At 73.1% G+C, this 20,962-nt stretch carries 20 protein-coding genes; 11 read left to right on the forward strand and 9 right to left on the reverse strand.

Features of this window, described 5'->3' with window-relative positions:
- Window positions 1–2: 2 nt before the first annotated feature.
- Window positions 3–1,409, reverse strand: a complete 1,407-nt coding sequence (locus H958_RS0111425) for a hypothetical protein (protein ID WP_028058769.1) — start codon at window positions 1,407–1,409, stop codon at window positions 3–5.
- A gap of 50 nt (window positions 1,410–1,459) precedes the next feature.
- Window positions 1,460–1,849: a DNA glycosylase AlkZ-like family protein gene (locus H958_RS0111430; protein ID WP_028058770.1), complete on the reverse strand. Its 390-nt coding sequence runs from the start codon at window positions 1,847–1,849 to the stop codon at window positions 1,460–1,462.
- Between the two features lie 366 nt (window positions 1,850–2,215).
- Between H958_RS0111430 and H958_RS0111435 the strand changes: the two genes are divergently transcribed.
- A complete protein-coding gene (locus H958_RS0111435; RefSeq protein WP_028058771.1) occupies window positions 2,216–2,575 on the forward strand; it encodes a YidH family protein in 360 nt (119 codons plus the stop codon).
- Here the strand turns inward: H958_RS0111435 and H958_RS0111440 are convergent.
- Window positions 2,572–3,099, reverse strand: a complete 528-nt coding sequence (locus H958_RS0111440) for a TetR/AcrR family transcriptional regulator (protein WP_028058772.1) — start codon at window positions 3,097–3,099, stop codon at window positions 2,572–2,574. The genes H958_RS0111435 and H958_RS0111440 overlap by 4 nt on opposite strands.
- A gap of 56 nt (window positions 3,100–3,155) precedes the next feature.
- On the opposite strand from H958_RS0111440, the gene H958_RS36575 reads away from it, so the two are divergent.
- The 8 genes from H958_RS36575 to H958_RS0111480 are packed head-to-tail and all read left to right on the forward strand — an operon-like array spanning window position 3,156 to window position 8,913.
- Window positions 3,156–4,025 (forward strand): SDR family NAD(P)-dependent oxidoreductase, encoded by an 870-nt coding sequence (locus tag H958_RS36575; RefSeq protein ID WP_037409900.1) that lies wholly within the window; start codon window positions 3,156–3,158, stop codon window positions 4,023–4,025.
- Window positions 4,026–4,056: 31 nt separating this feature from the next.
- Window positions 4,057–4,962: a ribokinase gene (locus tag H958_RS0111450; RefSeq protein ID WP_196807314.1), complete on the forward strand. Its 906-nt coding sequence runs from the start codon at window positions 4,057–4,059 to the stop codon at window positions 4,960–4,962.
- 1 nt (window position 4,963) lies between these two features.
- Entirely contained in the window at window positions 4,964–5,815 is an 852-nt protein-coding gene (locus H958_RS0111455) for a metallophosphoesterase (RefSeq protein WP_028058774.1), read from the forward strand.
- 41 nt (window positions 5,816–5,856) lie between these two features.
- A complete protein-coding gene (locus H958_RS0111460; RefSeq protein WP_028058775.1) occupies window positions 5,857–6,288 on the forward strand; it encodes an SRPBCC domain-containing protein in 432 nt (143 codons plus the stop codon).
- A complete protein-coding gene (locus tag H958_RS0111465) occupies window positions 6,285–6,593 on the forward strand; it encodes an ArsR/SmtB family transcription factor (protein WP_028058776.1) in 309 nt (102 codons plus the stop codon). Before H958_RS0111460 ends, H958_RS0111465 begins: the two co-directional genes overlap by 4 nt.
- 40 nt (window positions 6,594–6,633) lie before the next feature.
- On the forward strand, window positions 6,634–7,410 hold the full coding sequence (locus tag H958_RS0111470; RefSeq protein WP_028058777.1) for an alpha/beta fold hydrolase: 777 nt from the start codon (window positions 6,634–6,636) through the stop codon (window positions 7,408–7,410).
- On the forward strand, window positions 7,407–8,528 hold the full coding sequence (locus tag H958_RS36580) for an FAD-binding oxidoreductase (protein WP_051324123.1): 1,122 nt from the start codon (window positions 7,407–7,409) through the stop codon (window positions 8,526–8,528). Before H958_RS0111470 ends, H958_RS36580 begins: the two co-directional genes overlap by 4 nt.
- Before the next feature lie 16 nt (window positions 8,529–8,544).
- Window positions 8,545–8,913, forward strand: a complete 369-nt coding sequence (locus H958_RS0111480; protein WP_028058778.1) for a hypothetical protein — start codon at window positions 8,545–8,547, stop codon at window positions 8,911–8,913.
- Here H958_RS0111480 and H958_RS46210 read toward each other — a convergent pair whose 3' ends face one another.
- From H958_RS46210 to H958_RS0111505, 5 genes are read right to left on the reverse strand one after another with little or no spacing between them, the layout of a single operon-like run.
- Entirely contained in the window at window positions 8,914–9,540 is a 627-nt protein-coding gene (locus tag H958_RS46210; RefSeq protein WP_028058779.1) for a leucine-rich repeat domain-containing protein, read from the reverse strand.
- 8 nt (window positions 9,541–9,548) lie between these two features.
- The gene (locus H958_RS46215) at window positions 9,549–11,273 is read right to left on the reverse strand and encodes a DUF6909 family protein (protein WP_156027926.1); all 1,725 of its coding nucleotides are present in this window, start codon (window positions 11,271–11,273) and stop codon (window positions 9,549–9,551) included.
- A 9-nt stretch (window positions 11,274–11,282) separates the two neighbouring features.
- Window positions 11,283–12,641 carry an MBL fold metallo-hydrolase gene (locus H958_RS0111495; RefSeq protein WP_028058780.1) on the reverse strand — a complete coding sequence of 453 codons (1,359 nt, stop codon included), beginning with the start codon at window positions 12,639–12,641 and terminating at the stop codon, window positions 11,283–11,285.
- A gap of 9 nt (window positions 12,642–12,650) precedes the next feature.
- Entirely contained in the window at window positions 12,651–13,823 is a 1,173-nt protein-coding gene (locus tag H958_RS0111500) for a Dyp-type peroxidase (protein WP_028058781.1), read from the reverse strand.
- Window positions 13,820–14,800 carry an EfeM/EfeO family lipoprotein gene (locus tag H958_RS0111505; protein ID WP_028058782.1) on the reverse strand — a complete coding sequence of 327 codons (981 nt, stop codon included), beginning with the start codon at window positions 14,798–14,800 and terminating at the stop codon, window positions 13,820–13,822. Before H958_RS0111505 ends, H958_RS0111500 begins: the two co-directional genes overlap by 4 nt.
- A gap of 215 nt (window positions 14,801–15,015) precedes the next feature.
- Here H958_RS0111505 and H958_RS36590 point away from each other — a divergent pair, with 215 nt between their 5' ends.
- Together H958_RS36590 and H958_RS36595 are read left to right on the forward strand one after the other, a co-directional pair.
- On the forward strand, window positions 15,016–17,001 hold the full coding sequence (locus tag H958_RS36590; protein ID WP_196807315.1) for a phospholipase C: 1,986 nt from the start codon (window positions 15,016–15,018) through the stop codon (window positions 16,999–17,001).
- 106 nt (window positions 17,002–17,107) lie between these two features.
- Entirely contained in the window at window positions 17,108–19,180 is a 2,073-nt protein-coding gene (locus tag H958_RS36595) for an ATP-dependent Clp protease ATP-binding subunit (protein ID WP_231379228.1), read from the forward strand.
- Window positions 19,181–19,225: 45 nt separating this feature from the next.
- Here the strand turns inward: H958_RS36595 and H958_RS0111520 are convergent, their stop codons facing one another.
- On the reverse strand, window positions 19,226–20,854 hold the full coding sequence (locus H958_RS0111520) for a long-chain fatty acid--CoA ligase (RefSeq protein WP_028058783.1): 1,629 nt from the start codon (window positions 20,852–20,854) through the stop codon (window positions 19,226–19,228).
- Between the last annotated feature and the right edge of the window lie 108 nt (window positions 20,855–20,962).

A 20,962-nucleotide genomic window follows, 5' to 3' on the forward strand; every position in this document is an offset into this window, starting at 1 on the left:
GGCTACTGGGCCGCCAACGGCGGAGCCACGAGCACGCCCGCGAATCCCGCCTGGCTGGGCGCCGCGGCCCGGGTTCCGAGGAACGCCGCGGTCGCGCGCCAGCGGCCCTGGGCCGGCGGCGTGAAGGAGATGCCCGCCGAGCCGCCCGACGCCGTCGCCTCGACCTGCCGGAAGAACTGCCAGCCGGCCAGCGGATCGAAGCGCTGGAGCGTGATCTGGACCGGTCCGGACGCGTCGGGGCTGACCTTCACCGAGACGCGCAGCGACTGCCCTGGGGCCGCGCGATTGGGCATGTTCACCGACGTGTGCGTGATCGTGCGCGCGGCGCGCTCCAGCACGTACCTGCCCGAGTCGCGGGCGCCGGCGCTCACGGCGACGAAGTAGCGGCCCGGCTGGATGCGCTGCTCGAGCCGGCCGTCCTCGCCGGCGCCGAGCCGCCGGCCCTTGTCGCTGAGCAACTGGAGCCCGAACGCGTGCCCACGCAGCGTGAGCTCGAGGTCGCTGCGCTTGCGCACCGAGAAGCGGTAGAGGTCGACGACGTCGAGCCCGCCGCCCGCCAGGGCGCCGCGCGCCCGCTCGTAGTTGGCGAGCGAGAGGCCGGGCGCGGTGTCGTCGGCTGCCGCGGCGCCGAACTGGAGCCGGTACGGCTGCGGCCCGCGCTTGGTCGGCTGCGCGGCGACGTAGAGCGAGAAGCGCCCGCCCTCACCGGCGCGCGGCGTGTAGAGGACGTAGCCGCCGCAGCGCAGCCGCTTGACGGGCGATGCGCTGTCGAAGTCGCCGCGCGTCCCGGCGGGATACAGCGCCAGCGAGACGCAGCCGCCCTCCGGCTGGGAGAGGTTGATGCGATAGCTGCGGCCGGCGTGCATGCTCACGGCGTACGCGTCGGCGGTGTCCTGCACGCGGTCGAGCGTGTGCGCCGCGCCGCCGGCGGGCAGCGCCGCACCGGGCGCGGTCGGCGCCGGCACGCGCGCCGCGACGTCGAGCCGGAAGTCGCCCGCGACCGAGTTGGAGCGCCGGCCGACGCGGATCAGGTAGGTCGCGCCCTTCTCCGGCCGGAAGGTCGCCTCGGCCTGCCCGTTCGCGTCGCCGATCTCGCACGCCACGCCGCTCAGCTGCGAGCGGGTGCGGCGGAAGACGTCGACGGTCGCGTCGAGGTCGCCGGCGGCGGCGAGCCGGACGACGATGCGCGTCGTGTCGGCGGCGGTCAGCGAGTACCAGACCGATGCGCCGAGCTGCGCGCAGCCCGGCGGCTCATCACCCTCGAGCGTCGCCTCGCGGGTGGTGCCGGCCACGCCGGCCGGGAGCGTGACCGCCTGCGGGGCGGTGCGCGCGTCGTTGGACGGTGGAGCGGCGTGGGCGGCGGCCGGGAGCACGAGCAGCACGGCCGCGGTGGCGAGCAGGATCCTCATGGCGATCGGCACAAACGTCGGCGTGGCGGAGCATGTTGCGCGGATGAGGGTCAGATGGCGAGATGCTGACGCCAGGCGTCCGGCGCGGCACCAACTTCGATCTCTTTCGCCCCGCGCCACGTTGCCAGCCGCTCCAGCTCGCGCCGGATCGCCTTCGGCAGCCGGGCGCCGGCGCGCAGGCCCGGCTCCGCGTAGACCGCGAGCACCTTCAAGCGGCTCGCCTTGCGGTCGATCGCGAGGCCGCAGCGCGCGACGAGCCGGTCGCCGTCGAGCACCGGGAGCACGAAGTAGCCCCAGCGGCGCTTGGCCGCCGGCGTGTAGATCTCGAGCCGGTGGCTGAAGCCGAACGCGGTCTCCGCGCCGCCGCCTCGAGTGCGCGGGTCTCCGCGGGGTCTCTCCGCAGGTTCGGGCGAACTGCGCCGGTAAGGGAGTGGGTCCATTTGGCTGCGGGGTCTGCGCGGCCGGGTGGTCTTTTTGGGGCGCCGGGCGAGGGGGTGCACGACGAAGCTTCGAATAGTTCGAAGGTTCGTAGGGCACGCCCCCGGGCTCGTGCGCGGTGGTGGTCGCTCGTGCGCGATCGGGCCCGTGCCACTGGGCGTTCGTGGGCGGTGTTCCCGGCCGGCTGCGAGCGGGCGACGACCGCCGTGGGGTCGAGCTGCAGGCAGCGCAGCGCGCGCACGGTCTCCAGCAGGTCCTCCGCGCTCGGGCGCCGACGCGGCAGCGCGCCCGCGAGCCGCTGGTTGCGGATCGCCAGGCGGCGGACGGCGGCAGGCGCGACGCGGAGCATCGCGGCAAGATAGGGGGAGATGGCGGCCAAGACACCGTTGCGCGACGAGGGCAAGGAGCCGGATCCGCGCTTCACGTTCGCCAACGAGCGCACCTACCTGGCCTGGAACCGCACCGGGCTCGCGCTGGTCGGCGGCGGGCTCGCCGCCGGGCAGCTGCTCGACTTCGACTCGCGCGGAGTGCGCGTGCTCGCGTCGCTCCCGCCGGTCCTGCTCGGCGCGGCGATCATCGCGCTCAGCTACCGCCGCTGGGAGGCCAACGAGCGCGCGATGCGCCGCGGCGAGCCGCTGCCGCGCTACGGGCCGCCGCGCGAGTTCGCGATCGCGTTCACCGCGCTCGCGTGCATCATCGCGGTGCTCGTCGTGGTCGAGGCGTTCTAGCCGACTCCCTCGAGCAGGGTCTTGACGACGAGGTCGGCCGCGGGGCCGGGCTCGAGGTCGGTGCGGTGCGCGGCGATCCCCGGGAGCGTGCGCAGCAGCTCGAGCGTCCACGCCTCGCCGGCCTTGAACAGGCCGTCGCGCGTCGCGCGGGCCACGAACGCCTGGAGGCGGGCGAGCCGCTTCGCCGCCTCGGCCCCCGCCACTGGGTCGGCCATGAAGCGCTCGGTGTCGACCGGCCAGCGGCGCGTGACGCCGATGACCAGCTCGACGTAGCGGTGCAGCGCGACGGCGACCGGCGCCTCCTCCAACCGCGCCTCGTCCATGGCCTCGCCGGCCGCGACGTTCTTGGCCTGGTAGACGGCCGCGAGCAGCGCCTCGCGGTTGGCGAAGCGCCGGTAGACGGTGCTGCGGTCGACGCCGGCGCGCTCGGCGATCACGGCCATCGTCGCTCCGGGATCGGCGGCGAGGACGGCGGCGCCGGTCTGGAGCACGGCGTCGACGTTGCGGACGGCATCTGCGCGCACCTTGTTCAGTGTAGTGCTACATTGATGTTGCACTTCAATCCTGAAAGGACACTCATATGTCCAAGGTGTGGCTCATCACCGGCAGTTCCCGCGGCCTCGGCCGCGCTCTCGCGGAGGCGGTGCTCGCGAGCGGCGATCAGGTCGTCGCCACGGCGCGCGACGTCGCGGCCCTCGACGGGCTCGGCGGCGAGCACTTCCCGCTCGACGTCACCGACGCCGGGGCCGCCCGCGCCGCCGTCGCGTTCGCGGTCGAGCGCTTCGGCCGCCTCGACGTCGTCGTCAACAACGCCGGCTACGCCGACGCCGGCTCGTTCGAGGAGATGGCGCCGGAGGTCTTCGACGCGCAGATGCGGACCAACTTCTACGGCGTCGTGAACGTCACCCGCGCCGCGCTGCCGGTCATGCGCAGGCAGCGCTCGGGGCGCATCATCCAGGTCTCGACGGCGGGCGGCCGCACGGGGCACCCGGGCCTGTCGGCCTACCACGCGTCCAAGTTCGCGGTCGAGGGGCTCTCGGAGAGTGTCGCCAAGGAGGTCGCGCCGTTCGGCGTGAAGGTGACCATCGCCGAGCCCGGCGGCATGCGGACCGACTGGGCCGGCTCCTCGATGCGCATCTACGACTTCGACCCGGACTACGCGCCGTCGATCGGCGAGATGGTCAAGCACTACGGCGACGGCGGCGCGAGCTTCGCCGGCGACCCGGCGAAGTTCGCGCGGGCGCTGATCGAGCTCGCGAGCATGGAGGACCCGCCTCTGCGGATCCCGTTCGGCTCGGACACGGTGAAGATCCTGCGCGCCGCGGCCGAGGCCGACATCGCGTCGATCGACCGCCGGCGCGAGCTGAGCGAGTCGACCGACGCCGACGACGCCGTGCCGTTCGACATGGCGACGCTGCCGGGGATGCAGCGCGAGCGATCAGAGGCGTAGCCGCTGCGACGGTGGCCTAGGCTCCCGTGCGGTGCTCGTGGTCGTCGTGGGATCCGTCAACGCCGACCTCGTCGTCGCCGTCGAGGCCCTGCCGGCCGCGGGCGAGACCGTCGCGGGCGGCCGCTTCGCGCGCTGGGGCGGCGGGAAGGGCGCCAACCAGGCCGTCGCCGCGGCGCGGCTCGGCGCCGAGGTCGCATTCGTGGGCGCGGTCGGGCGCGACGAGTTCGGCGACGACGCGCTGCGGCAGCTCGAGGCCGAGGGGATCGACGTCTCCGCGGTCGCGCGAGTGGACGCGCCGACGGGCGTCGCGCTGATCGTCGTCGACGCGGCGGGTGAGAACCAGATCGCGGTCGCCTCAGGCGCGAACGCGGAGGTCACGCGAGCGATCGTGGGCGCCGCGCTCGAACGCCTGCTCGCCACGCGCACCGGCGTCGTGCTGCTCGGGCACGAGATCCCCGCCGAGGCGGTGGCCGCGGGGGCGGAGGCGGCGGCCGCGGCCGGCTGGCGCGTGATCCTCAACCCCGCTCCGGCGCGAGCGCTCGACGACCGGGTCCTCGCGGCGCGCCCGATCCTGACGCCCAATGCGTCCGAGGCGGCGCGGCTCACGGGCGAGGACGACCCCGAGCGGGCCGCGCGGGCGCTGCGCGAGCGTACCGGTGCGCCCGTGCTCGTCACGCTCGGCGCGGCGGGCGCGCTGCTGCTCGACGGCGACGCAGCCGTCCGGATCCCCGCGCCGGCGGTCCGCGTCGTCGACACGACCGGCGCCGGCGACACCGTCAACGGCGCGCTCGCCGCCGAGCTCGCCGCCGGGCGCCCGCTGGAGGACGCCGTCCGGTTCGCGCTCGCCGCCGCCGCGCTCTCGACGCAGGCCGGAGGGGCGCGCGAGGGGATGCCGCGGCGCGAGGACATCGCGCGCGAGCCCGCCGGGGGCGCCTGACGTGGCGGTCAAGCAGGCGGTCGCGGCGGCCGCGGGCGTCGCCGCCGGCGGACTGGCGATGTGGGCGGGCTGGATCGAGCCGCGCCGCCTGGTCGTGCGCGAGCTGGAGCTCTCGCTCCCGAGCTGGCCGCGCCGGCTCGACGGCATGCGCGCGGGCGTCATGTCCGACATCCACGCGGGCGTGCCGCACATGGGCCTCGCGCAGGTCGCGCGGGCGGTCGATGCGCTCAACGAGCGCGAGCCCGACGTCCAGCTCCTGCTCGGCGACTACCTCGATGCCAGCCAGCCGTGGCGCCGCAGGCTCGCGCCCGAGGTCGTGGCGACCGCGGTCGCGCGGCTGCGGTCCAAGTTCGGCACGCTCGCCGTGATCGGCAACCACGACTGGCGCAGCTCCGGGGACCGGATCTGGCGCGCGCTCTCGCAAGAGGGCGTGACCGTGCTCGAGGACCGGGCCGTCGAGCTGGCCAACGGCCTGTGGGTCGCGGGCCTCGGCGACATGCGCCACCGGCGCCCCGACGTCGGCGAAGCGATTCGCGCCGTCCCGCCGGGCGCGCCCGCGATCCTGCTCACGCACGACCCCGACATGTTCCCGGAGGTCCCGGACCGCGTCGCGCTCACGCTGGCGGGCCACACCCACGGAGGCCAGATCGCGATCCCGCTGCTGCGCCGCCCGATGGTCCCCTCCTACTACGGCGAGCGCTACACGCGCACGCACGTCGTCGAGCACGGGCGGCACATGATCGTCTCCTCAGGCCTCGGCACGAGCGGGCTCCCGGTCCGGCTGCTCGCGCCGCCCGAGGTCCTCGTGCTCACGCTGCGTGGCGGGTCCGGGCCGGCACGCCGCGCTCGATGATGTACTTGCGTAACCCACAGGTTACGTCTAGCCTGTAACCCATGAGTGACACATTGAGCAGCATCGAACGGGACATCACGATCGCCGCGCCCCTCGAGCGCGTGTGGGAGCTGATCACGCGGCCCGAGCACGTCGGCCGCTGGTTCGGCGACGCCGGCGCCGAGATCGACCTCCGCCCCGGCGGCGAGCTCACGCTGCATTGGGAGGACTACGGCACGGTCCACGGGCACGTCGAGCGGGTCGATCCGATGACGCACTTCTCGTGGCGCTGGCAGCAGCGCGATGCGGGCACGACGCTGGTCGAGTTCACGCTCGCCGCCACCGACGAGGGCACGCGCGTGCACGTCAGCGAGAGCGGCTGGGACGCCCTCGACACGACGGCCGAGACCCGAAAGGCGTGGCACGCAGACCACGAAAAGGGCTGGGGCATCGAGCTCGGCCACCTCGACGAGCACAGCCGCGTCAACGTGTGACCGCGGACGTCTTCGTCGCGCTGGCCGATCCCACGCGCCGCCAGGTGCTCGACCTGCTCGCCACCCGCGGCGAGGGGACGGCGACCAGCCTCGCGGCGGAGCTCCCCATCAGCCGCGTCGCGGTGATCAAGCACCTCGCGGTCCTGGACCGGGCGGGCCTCGTGGAGTCCCGCAAGGCGGGCCGCGAGGTTCGCTTCGTGGTCCGCCCGGAGCAGCTGCAGGCGACCGCGAGCTGGCTCAACCGCCTCGCCGCGGACTGGGACTCCCGCCTCGCCGTGCTCAAGCGCCTGGCGGAAGAGCCCTGAGGTGCGATGAGTTCTCGCGCCGGCTCCGGTCTAAGCCGGCATGACAGCGGTTCACTCCAGCGACGGGACCACCATCGCCTTCGACGTGACCGGCGACGGCCCCGCCATCGTGCTGGTCGGCGGCATGTTCCAGCACCGCGCCATCGACGGCGCGACGGCCCGGCTCGCCGCCGCGCTGTCGGAGCGCTTCACGGTCCTCCACTACGACCGCCGCGGCCGCGGCGACAGCACGGACACGCCGCCGTACGCGATCGAGCGCGAGGTCGAGGACCTGGCGGCGATCGTCGAGACCGTCGGCTCGGCGTCGCTCTTCGGCATGTCCTCCGGCGCGTTCCTCGCGCTCGAGGCGGCGGGCGCCGGCGTCCCCGTCGACGCGCTCGCGCTCTATGAGCCGCCGCTGGACGGCAACCCGAACCTGCCCGCCGACTGGGACCAGGAGCTGATCGCGCTCGCCGCCGAAGGCCGCGGCGAGGCGGTCGAGCGCTTTATGACCGAGGCCGTCGGCATCCCGGCCGAAGCGATCGCGGGCATGAAGCGGTCGCCGGTCTGGCCGCTGTTCGTGGCGGTCGAGCCGACGATGCCGTACGACCTCGCGCTCACCGGCCGCGCTCTCGACGGCGGCCCGGCGCTGTGGGCCCGGATCACCGCGCCGGCGCTCGTGCTGGCCGGCGGCGACAGCACCCCGAACTGGCATGAGGGCGCGCAGGGCATCGCCCGCGCGCTCCCGAACGCGCAGTGCCGCACGCTCCCCGGACAGACCCACACCGTCGCGCCGGAGGCGCTGGCCCCCGTCCTCCTCGACTTCTTCTCGCGATGATCATCCAAGCCCTCACCGCCGCCGACATCCGCGTCGCCGTCCTCCAAGCGCGCGAGCGCGGCCTGCGGGTCGCCGTCCGCGCGACCGGCCACGGCACGTTCACGGAGCCGGACGGCGCCCTGCTGATCGACACGTCGGCGATGACGTCGGTGCTCGTCGATCCTGACCGGCGGACCGCGCGGGTCGGCCCCGGCGCGACGTGGGGCGCGGTGATCGCGGCCGCCGCGCCGTTCGGGCTCGCGCCGGTGGCCGGCACGTCCCCCACCGTCGGCGTGACGGGCTTCACGCTCGGCGGCGGCCACGGGTGGCTGTCGCGCCGCTACGGCCTTGCGGCCGACAACCTGCTGCGCGCCGACGTCGTGACCGCCGACGGCGACACGCTGAGCGCGCGCGCCGACCGGCGCTCCGGCCTGTTCTGGGCACTGCGGGGCGCGGGCGGGAGCTTCGGCGTCGCGACGGCGCTGGAGTTCAAGCTCCACCACGTGCCCGAGGTCTACGGCGGCAGCGTGCGCTTCCCGCGTGCGCTCGCGGGCGACGTGCTGTCCCGCTTCCGCGAGTACGCGAGCGAGCTGCCGGAGGAGCTCAACGTCTCCGTCGTCATCACGCCCGACGCCGTCGCGCTGCGCGGCGTGCACGCCGGCGGCGCCGACGAGGCGCTGCGCGCGCTCGCGCCGCTGCTCGTCGCCGAGCCGGCGCACGACACCTTCCGGCCGATGCCCTACAGCGGAACGGTGACGATCGGCGGCACCCGGCCGCGCGCGTTCGAGCTGCTGCGCGACATCCCCGTCGACGCGGTGCTCGCGACCGCCGAGACCGCCGATGCCGTCGAGGTCAAGCTCTGGGGCGGCGCGATCACGCGCGGCGACGGCCCGGCGGGCCACCGCGACGTCCCGTTCTCGGTCACGGTCGACGGCGACGACGTCGCCGCGCTGGAGCCCCACGTGCACGGCGGCGCGTTCCTGAACTTCGTCCAGGACCCCGCGCGCACGCGCGACGGCTACACCGCCGCCGACTACGCGCGGCTGGCCGAGCTCAAGCGCGCCTACGACCCGGACAACGTGTTCGGGACCGGCCACAACATCGCTCCGGCGGACGCGATGGTGGATCTCGCCGCGTGACGGGTAGGCCAACGGCATGCCGACCGAACCGCAGCCGATCACGTTCTCGCAGCTCACCCACCGTGCCGGCCTGGTCGTCGATCCGGACGGGGCGGACGCCGACGTGATGGACTTCGTCGCCCGCTTCGAAGACGACGACGAGCCGGTCACGGCCATCGAGGACGTCGAGCAGCGGATCGCCGAGGCGGCCGGCGCGCTCGATCCTGAAGGGGAGTCGGGTGCGCTGCAGGTGACCGCCGCGGTGGCGACCTACCTGGCGTTCCGGCGCGACGAGACCGACGACGACCCGGACGAGATCGTCCGCCTGGCCGTCCGTGCCGAGTTCCACGACGACCCGCCGCCGCCGGTCGCCGCCTGGCTCGAGCTCAACGGCGTCGACGCCTGATCACTCGACCAGCACGACGCAGCCCGGCAGCTCGGGCGGCACGGGCGGGTCGTCGAACGAGTTCCAGCGCAGGTCGAGCTTCTCGAGCCGCGGCAGCTCCGCGAGCCACTGTGGAAGCGGGCCGGCCAGCCGGTTGGCGCGCAGGTCGAGGATCCGCAGCTCCGGCAGGCCGCGGACCGCCTCGGGCACCGCCGCGCACAGGTTGCCGCGCAGGTGCAGCTCGCGCAGCGAAGGCGGGAGCGCCGGCACGCCGGCGAGCCGGTTGTGCATCAGCCGCAGCTCGATCAGGTTCGACAGGCCGGCCAGCTCCGGCAGCGAGGCGAGCCCGTTCTCCGCCGCGTTCAGGTACGTGAGCCCGCGAAGCTCGCCGAGCCAGTCCGGCAGCGTGCCGAGCCGGTTGTCGTGGATGTAGAGGATCTCGAGCGCCTGCAGCGCGGTCATCGCCGCCGGGAGCGACGCGAGCCGGTTGTGGCCGATGTCGAGCGTGCGCAGGCGCGTCAGGCGCGCGATCGACGCCGGGACGGCCTCGATGCCGGCCTCGGCGGCGTATAGGCGCTCGAGGCCGCCGAGCTCGCCGATCGACTCCGGCAGCTCTTCCGCGACCAGCTTCCTACCGGAATTCTTCAACGGGCCCCTTAGGAATACATGCCCTCGAGCGCGAAGATGCGGCGCATGATCGCCACCGACGAGGCGTACGTCGAGTCCATCCCGAAGTAGCTCAGCCCGCGCGCGCCAAGCGTGCGCGCCTGCGTGTACGGCGTATCGGAGGCGTAGTGGATGATCCCGAGGTCGATCGGCAGCTTGGCGAAGTTGACGGCTTCGCCCTGCGGATAGCGGTCGGCGTCGGCGATCTCGTAGACGGCGTTGCAGAACGGCCCCGCCTCCATCTCCACCACCGTGTACGCCTCGCGGTAGTAGAAGTCGAGGTACTGGCGGTTCTGCAGGAACGTCGACTTGACCGTCACCGCACGCTGGTTGTCGAGCCCTGAGCCGAACACGAGGTACGGCGCGATGTCGTCGAAGCTGAACGCGTTGTCGAGCCAGTACGTCGAGCCGGAGTGCTCGTCGTGGATCACGCCGGAGATCAGGACGTCCCCCACGTCGGCGTTCAGCGTCGCCGCCTTGCCGAGCACGTAGACGCCGCGCAGCGTGTCGTGCGCGACGGCGATCTCGCGCAGGATGTTGTAGGCGGCCAGGCCGAGCGGGTACTCGATGTTCACGACCACCGCGGGCGAGCGCGCGAGCCGCTCGCCGTCGATCGGCCCGAGCCGCGAGTCCAGCCCCGCCGGGTCGAGCTTGCTGAGCTGGATGACCTGCGCGCTGACGCGCAGGCCGGTGCGCGAGGAGAGGTGGGTGATGCCGAGCTCGCGCTCGTGGCGGCGGCGCAGCTCCCACACCGGGCCGTCCTCGGGCTGTGCCGCATAGAAGAGCCGCGCGCCGTAGTAGAGGAAGTTCTCCCACGAGCCGACGGTGCGCGACGAGCGGAAGCGCTCGAGCTCGTCCATCAGGTAGTCCGGCCCGCGCGCGTCGACGAACGACACGATCTCGCCCTCGCTCGCGCCGGCGCCGGTCGTCACCAGGTTCACGAGCGAGTGCGGGTTGGAGGAGACGAAGTAGATCGGGCGGTCGCCGAGCCCCTGGTCGGTGAGCGTCGCCCGCACCGGCGCCCACCAGCGGCGCGTCAGCCGCGCGTAGCCGATCTGCGACCCGCCGAGCATGCGGATCCGCAGGTCCAGCCGCAGCTCGCGCACCTCGGCGACGAAGCCCGCGAGCCCGTCCGGCCACGCCGCGCGCACGCGCTCCCAGTCGGCCTCGCTGCCGCCGAGCCGGTCGGCCATGTCCGCGGCCTCGGGCTCTTCGGGCAGCTCGGCCCCGCGCAGCAGCGCGTTCAGCTTGTTCCACTCGAGCTGATAGGCGACGAGCGTCGGGATCACGTCGTCGAGATCGGACGTCGAGGCGAGCAGGACCGCCAGCGTGCCCGTGCCCGAGTCGTACCAGCGCCGCCGCCGCGCCGGAGCCTCGACCGCCTCCCAGTCCTCGATCCGGCCCACGCCCGCTCGGGAGAACTGCTCGGTCTCCTGACCCATCACGATCACGTTGGCCCGCCATACCATCGCCGGCAGGCGGCGCAGCGCGTACAGGAACGCGCCGAGGTCGATCTCCTCGAGCGAGCCCGCGAGCGAGTGCAGGCTGGAGCTCATCGCCGCGTGCGAGGGCTCGAGCACGCGCAGCCGCGTCTCGCCCGACGAGCGCAGCAGCGTCGTATACGTGCGGTGGTAGAGCTCGACCTCCTCCGAGCCCACGGCCTGGCGCATCCCGTCCGGGGAGGTGGGTGGGACGCGCAGGCGGGGAACGGCCATGACCGGACGCTAGCGCACGACCGGCCAGCCGTTGCGCACCCAGTGCGAAACGCCGCCGTCGATCACGTGCAGCACCTCGTGCGCGCCGTGGCGCTGGACGAGGCTGGCGCCGACCGCGGCGCGCTGACCGGAGGCGCAGATCACCGCGACCGGCCGCTCGGGGTCGAGCCCGTCGGGGAGCCCGCGGAGCTGGTGGTAGGGCGTGAACAGCGAATCCGGGATGTGGCCGTGCTCCCACTCGTCGCGCTCGCGCACGTCGAGGATCTGCAGCCCATCCGCGCGCGCATGCAGCTGCGGGACGGTGATCCGCTCGATCCGCTGCGTCGGCAGCCGCTCCTCGCGCCAGCTGGTCATCCCGCCCGCGAGGTAGCCGCCGATCCGGGCGAGCCCGACGGCGGCGGCCAGCTCGGCGGCGCGCAGCGCATCGGCGTCGTCGCGGCCGACCAGCACGATCTCGTCGTCCGCGGCGGCGATCCAGCCCAGGCGCGTGCCGAAGCCGGCGTGCAGGATCGTGTTCGAGATCGAGCCGGGGATGTGCGCCTCGTCGAACTGCAGCGCCGTGCGGACGTCGATCACCAGCGCGCCGGGCGCGATCTGACGCGGCGTGAGCGGATGGGCGTCGACCGTGTCGCGCCGCAGCGGACCGCGGTTGAGCGCGACGATCTTCTCGAAGTTCGGCGGCTGCGGGCGCAGGCCGGTGGTGGAGCGCTCCACGAACGCCGCTTCGCTGCCGATGCCGAGCAGCTGGTTGTGGCGGCGCTCGTAGCCGACCGTCGAGGACACCTTCATGTCCATCGCCGGCCCGCCGCACAGCGAGCCGCCGAGGTGCCCGGGCCAGACCTCGACGTCGTCGCCCAGCGGCAGCAGCCGCTCGTGCAGCGAGCGGAAGATCTCCCGCGCGCCCTCGGCCTTCTCCACGGCGAGGTCAGGCCGGGCGATGTCGCCGACGAACAGCGAGTCGCCGGTCAGCACCGCCCACGGCTCGTCGCCGCGCTCGGTGTCGATCAGCGCGAAGGCGGTGTGCTCCGGCCGGTGGCCGGGCGTGTGCAGCGCGCGCACGCGGACGCCGCCGAGCTCCAGCTCCCAGCCGTCGTCGAACGGCTCGTGCTCGTACTCCGCGCCCGCGTCGCGGTGGACGTGGATGCGGGCACCGGTCGCCGCCGCGAGCCGGCCGTGACCGGACACGTGGTCGGCGTGGTTGTGCGTCTCGAGGATGTGCTCGATCGTGACCGAGAGGTAGCGCGCGAGACGCAGGTACTCGTCGATCTCCAGCCGCGGGTCGATCACCGCGGCCACGCCGGCGTCCTCGTCGCCGACGAGGTAGGAAGCGCATCCGAGGTCCTCGTGGGCGATCTGGCGGAAGATCACGTGCCGAGACTACGTGAACAGGCCCGAGCCCACCCAATCATTTGGCCCGCGCGAACCCGGTGGCGCGTAGAAGTAGCCGCCGCCGACCGGCGTGACGTAGTCGGCCATCGGCTCGCCCGCCAGCCGCTTCTGGATCGTCGCGAACTGCCGCTCGATGTCCTGGTTGAAGGCGACGAAGATCAGGCCCTGGTCGAGCTGGCCGGCCTCGTCGAAGCCGCGGTGGTAGTTGAACGCGCGGCGCAGCAGGCGCTGGTCGTCGGTCTGCGGCGTGCGCGGGTTGGCCAGCCGGATGTGGGCGTCGAGCGGGATCCGGTCGCCCTTGGGGTCGAGGTCGAGCCGCGGATCCTGGAGCTCCTGCGTGCCGCCCAGCGGCGCCCCGGTGTCGCGCGTGCGGCCGATCATGTTCTCCTGCTCGCGCAGGCCGACGCGGTCCCAGAACTCGACGTGCATGCGGATCGCGCGCACGACCTGGAACGTGCCGCCCTCCGGCGTCCACACGAGCCGCCGCATCAGCGCGTCGTCGCGCACGTCGGGGTTGGCGGTGCCGTCGCGGAAGCCGAAGAGGTTGCGCCGCGAGCCCTTCGAGCGCGACGCGCCCTGGAAGCCGTCGAGCGTCCAGCGCAGCGCGAACGCCGAGCGGACCGGCCGCATCAGCTCGCGCAGCGCGTGCACGACGGTGTCGCGGTTGTTCGCGCAGATCTGCAGCAGCACGTCCCCATGGCAGCGGGCGGGGTCGAGGTCGTCGCCGGGGAACGACGGCATCCTCTGCAGGCCGGCCGGGGCCTTCAGGCCGTAGCGGCCGTCGAACAACGAGGCGCCGAAGCCGATGGTGACGGTGAGACCGTCCGGCTCGTAGGACGGGCCAAGGATCCCGGAGTCGCTCGGCGGCTCGTCGACGTCGGCGCGGATCAGGCTCGCGCCGGCCGTCAGCCGGCGGGCCTTCGAGCTGACCGCCTCGAGGCCGAGCGACAGCGCGCCGCGTTCGGGCGAGATGGCGTCGAGCGCCACGTAGGTCGCCTGCGCCTGGCCCGCGTCGAGCACGCCGGCCTGGTGAGGGCCGTCGAACGGCACGGGCGCGGCAGGCGGGGGCGCCTCGGCGCCGGCGGCGGCGAGCCGGCCCGAGGCCGCCGCGCCGACGGCGGCCGCCGAGCCGGCGAGGAAGCCGCGGCGCGAGACGCTCACCTTCCGCCTCCAGCGAGCTTGGGGATGGCCGGCGGATACGTCGTCTCGAGGTCGCCGGGCACGCCCGCGAGCGCCTCCAGCGTCGCACCGAGGCGCCCGGTGAGCCGCTCGTGCTCGGCGCGGGTCAGGCGCTGCGGCGGCGGCCAGCCGGCGTGGCGCCGGCGGATCGCGGCAAGCGTGCTCGACAGCTGCCCGAGCCCCGACTGCACCTGGGCGAGCACGTCGCCGCGTGCCCGCAGCAGCCCCTCGAGGTCGCCGATGACGGCCCGCGTGGCGGCGAGCGAGTCGGCGGTCGCACGGACGCCGAGGCGGTCCCCGAGGCGATCGCGCTGGACGTCCTCGAGGATTTCGTGCGCGCGCGTGGCGAAGTCGAGCGGAGTCAGCTCCGCGCGGCGCACGGCGGCGGGCAGCCGGCGGCCCGCGCCGGCGAGCGCCCCTGCGGGGGCGCGCAGCGAGCCCACCGGCCGGCGCGACCAGAGCCCGGCCTCCAGCGCGTCCAAGGACCCCGTGATCGTCGCGTCGAGCGAGCCGAGGGCGCCGTAGGCGGCGCCGGCGAGCAGCCAGTGGTCGAACGTCGTGCCGAACGCCGTGCGCGCCGCGGTGCGGTCGCCCCGCGCGACGGCGCTCCGCAGGGAAGTCGCCGCCGCGTCCATGGCCCGCGCTTGGACCACGGCGTATTCGCGATAGCGCGCGACGGGGGCGCGGAAGGCCTTCGCCGGGATCGGGTGGAGGTCCGGCAGCACCGTCCCATCGGGTCCGGTGCTGTTCTCGACGGCCTCGCGCGCGACCTGTTGAGGCGACTCGTCGGTGCCGAACACCGTTCCGTCGGCGCGCGGGGCGGAACGGCCGGGCGCGACGGCGGCGTGGGACAGCAGCCGCGGCTTTGGATCGCGCTCGCCCACCCCCAGCAGGACGGCGACGAGCACCGCGGCGAGGACGACCGGCGCGACCGCGAAGGGGAGGCGTCGAACGGTCACGGATGGCGCAGGCTAGGTGACCCCGGATGGCCGTCCGTCAAGGATTTGTTATCGCTTCGTGAGCGGAAACAGCCCTGCTCTCATGCCGGAATCAGGTTCACGGGGAGGTGACAAGTGGCCGCGAGCCGCGCCGCAGGATGCGGCGGCGCGCCGGCAACCGGATGAACGGGCGCGCCCTCGGTCGATCCTCTCATCCCGGAAGAAGGAGCCAAGACTTGCGCACCCCGTCGATCCTCGCCGGCGGCCTCGCCGCCGCGGCGGCAGCGGTCGCGGTGGGCCTCACGGCGGCCCACGCCGACACGCCGTCCGCGGTGGCCCCGTCGACCACGCCGATCAAGCACCTGGTCGTGATCTTCGGCGAGAACATCTCGTTCGATCACTACTTCGGCACCTATCCGAACGCCGCCAACCCGCCCGGCGAGCCGCGCTTCAACGCGCTGCCCGACACGCCGTCGGTCAACGGCCTCAACCAGACGCTGCTCGAGAACAACCCGAACTCGGCGGCGCCGAAGCGGCTCGACCGCTCGCAGGCGGTCACCTGCTCGCAGAACCACGGCTACTCGGCCGAGCAGAGCGCGTTCGACAACGGCCTGATGGACAAGTTCCCCGAGAACACGGCGAGCGACTCGTGCACGTTCTCGACGGGTCAGGGCAACGGCGTCGTCATGGACTACTACGACGGCAACACCGTCACCGGGATGTGGAACCTCGCGCAGCACTTCGCGATGAGCGACAACTCGTTCGACACGAACTTCGGCCCCTCTACGGTCGGCGCGATCAACCTCATCAGCGGCCAGACGCACGGCACCGACCTGCCGACCGCCGGCGGCGTCGAGAACAACACCGTGATCGGCGACCCCGACCCGGCGGCCGAGCTCGACGACTGCGGCGTCGGCGGGGTGAAGATGTCCGGCAAGAACGTCGGCGACCTGCTCAACAAGCACAGCGTCACGTGGGGCTGGTTCCAGGGCGGCTTCCGGCCGACCTCGACGAGCAACGGCAAGTCCGTCTGCGGCGCGACACACGTCAACGTGGCCAACGGCTCGTCGAAGGACTACAGCGCGCACCACGAGCCGTTCGAGTACTACGCCTCGACGGCCAACCCGCACCACGTGGCGCCGACGTCGGTCAATGCCGTCGGCACGACCGACCCGGCCAACCACCAGTACGACCTCTCGGACTTCGACAAGGCGCTGGCCTCCGGCAACCTGCCGTCGGTGTCGTTCCTGAAGGCCGCCGCCTTCGAGGACGGCCACCCGAGCAACTCGGACCCGCTCGACGAGCAGCGCTTCGTCACCCGCACGATCAACGCGCTCGAGCAGTCCCCCGAGTGGAGCAGCACCGCCGTCGTCCTCGCCTACGACGACTCCGACGGCTGGTACGACCACGTCATGTCGCCGATCGTCAGCCCGTCGGCGGCCAACGCCGACCGGCTCAACGGCGCCGGCAAGTGCGGCAACGTGCCGGCGGGCTCCACGGCCTACACCGACCGCTGCGGCTACGGCCCGCGCCTGCCGCTGATGGTCGTCTCGCCGTACGCGAAGCAGAACTTCGTCGACCACTCGCTGACCGACCAGACCTCGATCCTGAAGTTCATCGAGGACAACTGGAACCTCGGCCGGATCGGCGACCAGTCCTTCGACGCGAAGGCCGGCTCGCTGGAGAACATGTTCGACTTCAGCGCCAACGGCAAGCGCGCGCCGAAGGTGTTCCTGGACCCGGAGACCGGCGAGGTCGTCAAGACGCCGCCGGACGGCACGCCCTCGGGCAACCCGACCCCGACCCCGACGCCGGGCTTGCAGGGGCAGGTCACCGTGGGCGGCACGGTCGAGCACGGCAACGCCGACGACCTCTCGGTCGCCGCCGGGACCATCACTCCCCCGGCCAACGGCACGCCGGTCACGACGACCTCCGGCAAGCCCGCCAAGCTGAAGCTGTCCTGCTCGACCAAGGGCGGCGGCAAGAAGGTCAGCGTCTCGTGCACCGCCACGGGCACCGATGCGAAGAGCGCCGGCATCGCCGTCCGCTTCCGCATCGCCAAGGGCAGGTCGATCCTCGCCACCACCTCGACGAAGCTGTCAAAGGGCAAGACGAAGGCCACCCTGCGCTCCAAGAAGGCGCTCAAGGGCAAGTACACGCTGCGGATCGCGATCACGCACAAGGGCGGCGTGACGGGCATCTCGCAGTCGATCCGCCTCTAGCCACCGGGTCTGGACGCGCTGGGGGTGTGACGCTGGTCACACCCCTAGTTGCGCGCGCACCTACTGCGCTAATCTGAGTCATCCCCACTGAGATTTGGAGATGGCTTTGAACGAGACCCCAAGCACCTTCCCCCGAGCGGGACTACCCACCTGCCCGGCCTGCGGCCAGCGGCCGGGCGCGGTGCGCGTGGTCTTCGCCAACGGGCGCGGCAGCGCGATCCTGTGCGAGCAGTGCGCGTCGCAGGTCGCTGCGGGCCAGGTCCCCGGGCAGTCGGAGCCGCAGCAGTCCAAGACCCCTGCGCTGGACTCGTTCGGACGTGACCTGACCGCCGACGCCGCCGCCGGGCGCATCGACCCGGTCGTCGGCCGCGCGGACGAGATCGAGCAGACGGTCGAGATCCTCGCCCGCCGGCGCAAGAACAACGCCGTGCTGATCGGCGAGGCGGGCGTCGGCAAGACCGCGATCGCGGAGGGCCTGGCGCTGCGCATCCACACCGGCGACGTCCCGGAGACGCTCCAGGGCGCGCGCCTGGTCGCGCTCGACCTGTCCGGCATGATCGCCGGCGCCCAGTTCCGCGGCCAGTTCGAGCAGCGGTTCAAGGCCGCCCTCGAGGAGGTCGTGGCGGCCGACGGCAAGATCGTGCTGTTCATCGACGAGCTGCACACCGTGCTCGGCGCCGGCAACGCCGAGGGCGCGATGGACGCCGCGAACATGCTCAAGCCGCTGCTCGCCCGCGGCGAGCTGCGCGTGATCGGCGCCACCACGCTGGCCGAGTACCGCTCGATCGAGCGCGACTCCGCGCTGGCCCGGCGCTTCTCGCCGGTGACCGTCGAGGAGCCCTCGGTCGAGGACACCGTGGCGATCCTGCACGGGCTGCGCGGCGCGTACGAGTCCCACCACGGCGTGTTCATCAACGACGAGGCGGTCGCGGCGGCCGCGCGGCTGTCGGACCGCTACATCACCGAATACCGCCTGCCTGACAAGGCGCTCGACCTGATCGACCAGGCCGCCGCGAAGCTGCGGCTGCGCACGGCCGGCTCGCCCGAGAGCATGCGCGCGCAGCTCGAGGCCGCCGTCGCGGCCGAGGACTACGAGAAGGCCGCGTGGCTCAAGCAGCGCATCGAGGAGTCCGGCGGAGCGCGTGACTCCGGTCCCGCCGAGGTCGGCGAGGCCGAGGTGGCCGCGGTGGTCGCCGCGCGCACCGGCATCCCCGTCGGGGAGCTGGTCGCGGGCGAGCTCGAGCGGCTCAACGACCTCGAGACCGACCTGCACGAGCGCGTGATCGGCCAGGAGGAGGCCGTCGAGGTCGTCGCGGACACCATCCGCCGCGCCCGCGTCGGGCTCTCCGAGGGCGACCGCCCGCTGGGCAGCTTCCTGTTCCTCGGCCCGACCGGCGTCGGCAAGACCGAGCTGGTCAAGGCCCTGGCAGAGCGGCTGTTCGCGACCGAGAAGTCGCTGGTCCGGATCGACATGTCTGAGTACCGCGCGCCGCACACGGTGGCGCGGCTGATCGGCTCGCCGCCCGGCTACGTCGGCTACGGCGACGGCGGGCAGCTGACCGAGCCCGTGCGCCGGCGGCCGTACAGCGTCGTGCTGCTCGACGAGATCGAGAAGGCCCACCCCGAGGTCTGGAACGTGCTGCTGCAGGTGATGGACGACGGGCGCCTGACCGACGGCGAGGGCCGCACGGTGGACTTCACGAACACCGTGATCGTCATGACGTCGAACCTGGGCGCCGGCAAGGCCAAGCGCGGGATCGGCTTCACGGCCGGCGAGCCCGCCGCGGACGACGACCGGATGACCGCCGCCGCCAAGGAGGCGTTCCTGCCGGAGTTCATCAACCGGATCGACGAGATCGTCACCTTCCGGGCGCTCGAGCCCGCGCAGGTGCAGGAGATCGCCGGTCTGATGGTCGCGCGGGTCGCCGAGCGCCTGCAGACCGAGCGCGGGATCCAGCTCGAGGTCGCGCCGGAGCTGGTGGCCCGGCTCGCCGAGGAGGGCTTCGACGCCGAGCTCGGCGCCCGGCCGCTGCAGCGCCACGTGCGCCGCACGCTGGAGAAGGTCCTCACCCGCGCGATCCTCGCGGGCGAGCTGGCCGACGGGTCGCACGTGCTCGCCGGGCTGGACGAGGAGGGCGGCATCGCCCTCCACCAGCCCGCGGTCGCCCTGGCCGCGTAAAAGAACGCACCACCCGCGGGCGCCGGAGACGGCGCCCCGCGGCGCTCAACGCGCCGGCGCGGACTGGCGGTCCTTGAACTGCTCGCGCAGCGTCTTCTTCGAGAACTTCCCGACCGACGTCTTCGGCACCTCGTCGATCACCTCCATGTCGTTCGGGATCCACCACTTCGGGACGCGCCCGGAGAGGAACTCCTTGAGCTCGTCGAGCGTCAGCTCCTCTCCCTCGGCGAGCACCACGCAGGCGAGCGGCCGCTCGCTCCAGCGCTCGTCCGGGATGCCGACGACCGCGGCCTCGGCGACCTTCGGGTGGGCCATGATCGCGTTCTCGAGCTCGACGGACGAGATCCACTCGCCGCCGGACTTCACGAGGTCCTTCGTGCGGTCGACGAGCCGCACATAGCCGTCCGGGCTGATCGTCGCGACGTCGCCGGTGCGCAGCCAGCCGTCCTCGGTGAACGAGTCCGGGGAGCGCTCGTCGTTGTAGTAGCCGGCCGCGACCCAGGGGCCCGCGGCCTGCAGCTCGCCGCGCGCCTCGCCGTCCCACGGCAGCTCCTCGTCGGTGCCGGGGTCGACGATGCGCAGGTCGACCAGCGCGATCGGGAGGCCCTGCGCCGCCCGCAGGTCGGCCAGCTCGTCCTCGGAGCGGTCCTGCAACGTCGACTTGATGCGACCTGTCGTCGCGACCGGGCTCGTCTCGGTCATCCCCCAGGCCTGCAGGATCGGCTGCCCGATCTGCTCGCGGTAGGCCTCCGAGAGGCTGCGCGGGACCGCCGAGCCGCCGCACAGGATCTCCCGCAGCGATGACAGGTCGCGCCCCTCGAGCTCCGGCAGGACGCCCATCCAGATCGTCGGCACGCCGGCCGCGAGCGTCACCTTCTCGCGCTCCATCAGCTCCGCGAGCGGCTTCGGCTGGAGGTTCGGACCCGGCATGACGAGCGACGCGCCGGCCATCACCGCCGCCTGGCAGAGCCCCCACGCGTTGGCGTGGAACATCGGGACCACAGGCATCACGCGGTCGCGCTCGCTGACGCCGGCGGCGTCCGCGAGCATCGAGCCCATCGAGTGCAGGACGACCGAGCGGTGCGAGTAGACGACGCCCTTGGGATGGCCGGTGGTGCCGCTCGTGTAGCACATGGCCGCCGCCTGGTTCTCGTCCTCGATCGAGAACTTCGCGACCGGCTCGGCCCCGGCGAGCAGCTCCTCGTAGTGGAGCACGCGCGGGTCGTCCGGGATCTCCGCGTCGTCGCCGTCGTCCATGACGACCACGTGCTTGACGGTCTTGAACGAGTCGACCAGCGGCCACAGCACGTGCAGCAGCGACCGGTCGGCGAAGACGATCTCGTCCTCCGCGTGGTCGGCGATGTAGACGACGTCATCCGGGAAGAGGCGGATGTTGAGCGTGTGCAGGACGCGGCCGCTGCACGGCGCGGCGAAGTACAGCTCGAGGTGGCGGACGGTGTTCCACGCGAACGTCGCGACGCGGCCGTCGGCGGAGATCCCGAGCGCGTCCAGCGCGCCCGCCAACCGGCGGGTCCGCTCCGCCCACTCGCCGTAGGTCGTGCGCTCGACTCCGCCGCGTGTGACGGTCACGAGCTCCTTGTCGGCGAACAGCCGCTCGGCGCGGCCGAACAGGTGCGGCAGCGTCAGCTGATAGGACGACATCAGGCCCTGCATGCGCTCTCCTTCCCCGGAACGGCTCAAGCGTAGGCGAAAGTCCAGCGCAGAGTCACCTTTCCGGTGCCAAGGTTGAAGCGTGCTCAAGGCGGCGGGACGTCACGCCGA

The sequence above is a fragment of the Candidatus Solirubrobacter pratensis genome (assembly GCF_000425945.1).
GTDB classification, from domain to species: domain Bacteria; phylum Actinomycetota; class Thermoleophilia; order Solirubrobacterales; family Solirubrobacteraceae; genus Solirubrobacter; species Solirubrobacter pratensis.

What these genes read in the sequence shown, in the direction of transcription:
- H958_RS46215 (WP_156027926.1), bottom strand. Translation starts at nt 11,273, where the DNA reads ATGGCCGTTCCCCGCCTGCGCGTCCCACCCACCTCCCCGGACGGGATG.
- H958_RS0111480 (WP_028058778.1), top strand. Translation starts at nt 8,545, where the DNA reads ATGCCGACCGAACCGCAGCCGATCACGTTCTCGCAGCTCACCCACCGT.
- H958_RS0111470 (WP_028058777.1), top strand. Translation starts at nt 6,634, where the DNA reads ATGACAGCGGTTCACTCCAGCGACGGGACCACCATCGCCTTCGACGTG.
- H958_RS0111460 (WP_028058775.1), top strand. Translation starts at nt 5,857, where the DNA reads ATGAGTGACACATTGAGCAGCATCGAACGGGACATCACGATCGCCGCG.
- H958_RS0111425 (WP_028058769.1), bottom strand. Translation starts at nt 1,409, where the DNA reads ATGAGGATCCTGCTCGCCACCGCGGCCGTGCTGCTCGTGCTCCCGGCC.
- H958_RS0111520 (WP_028058783.1), bottom strand. Translation starts at nt 20,854, where the DNA reads ATGCAGGGCCTGATGTCGTCCTATCAGCTGACGCTGCCGCACCTGTTC.
- H958_RS36580 (WP_051324123.1), top strand. Translation starts at nt 7,407, where the DNA reads ATGATCATCCAAGCCCTCACCGCCGCCGACATCCGCGTCGCCGTCCTC.
- H958_RS0111430 (WP_028058770.1), bottom strand. Translation starts at nt 1,849, where the DNA reads ATGGACCCACTCCCTTACCGGCGCAGTTCGCCCGAACCTGCGGAGAGA.
- H958_RS36575 (WP_037409900.1), top strand. Translation starts at nt 3,156, where the DNA reads ATGTCCAAGGTGTGGCTCATCACCGGCAGTTCCCGCGGCCTCGGCCGC.
- H958_RS0111435 (WP_028058771.1), top strand. Translation starts at nt 2,216, where the DNA reads ATGGCGGCCAAGACACCGTTGCGCGACGAGGGCAAGGAGCCGGATCCG.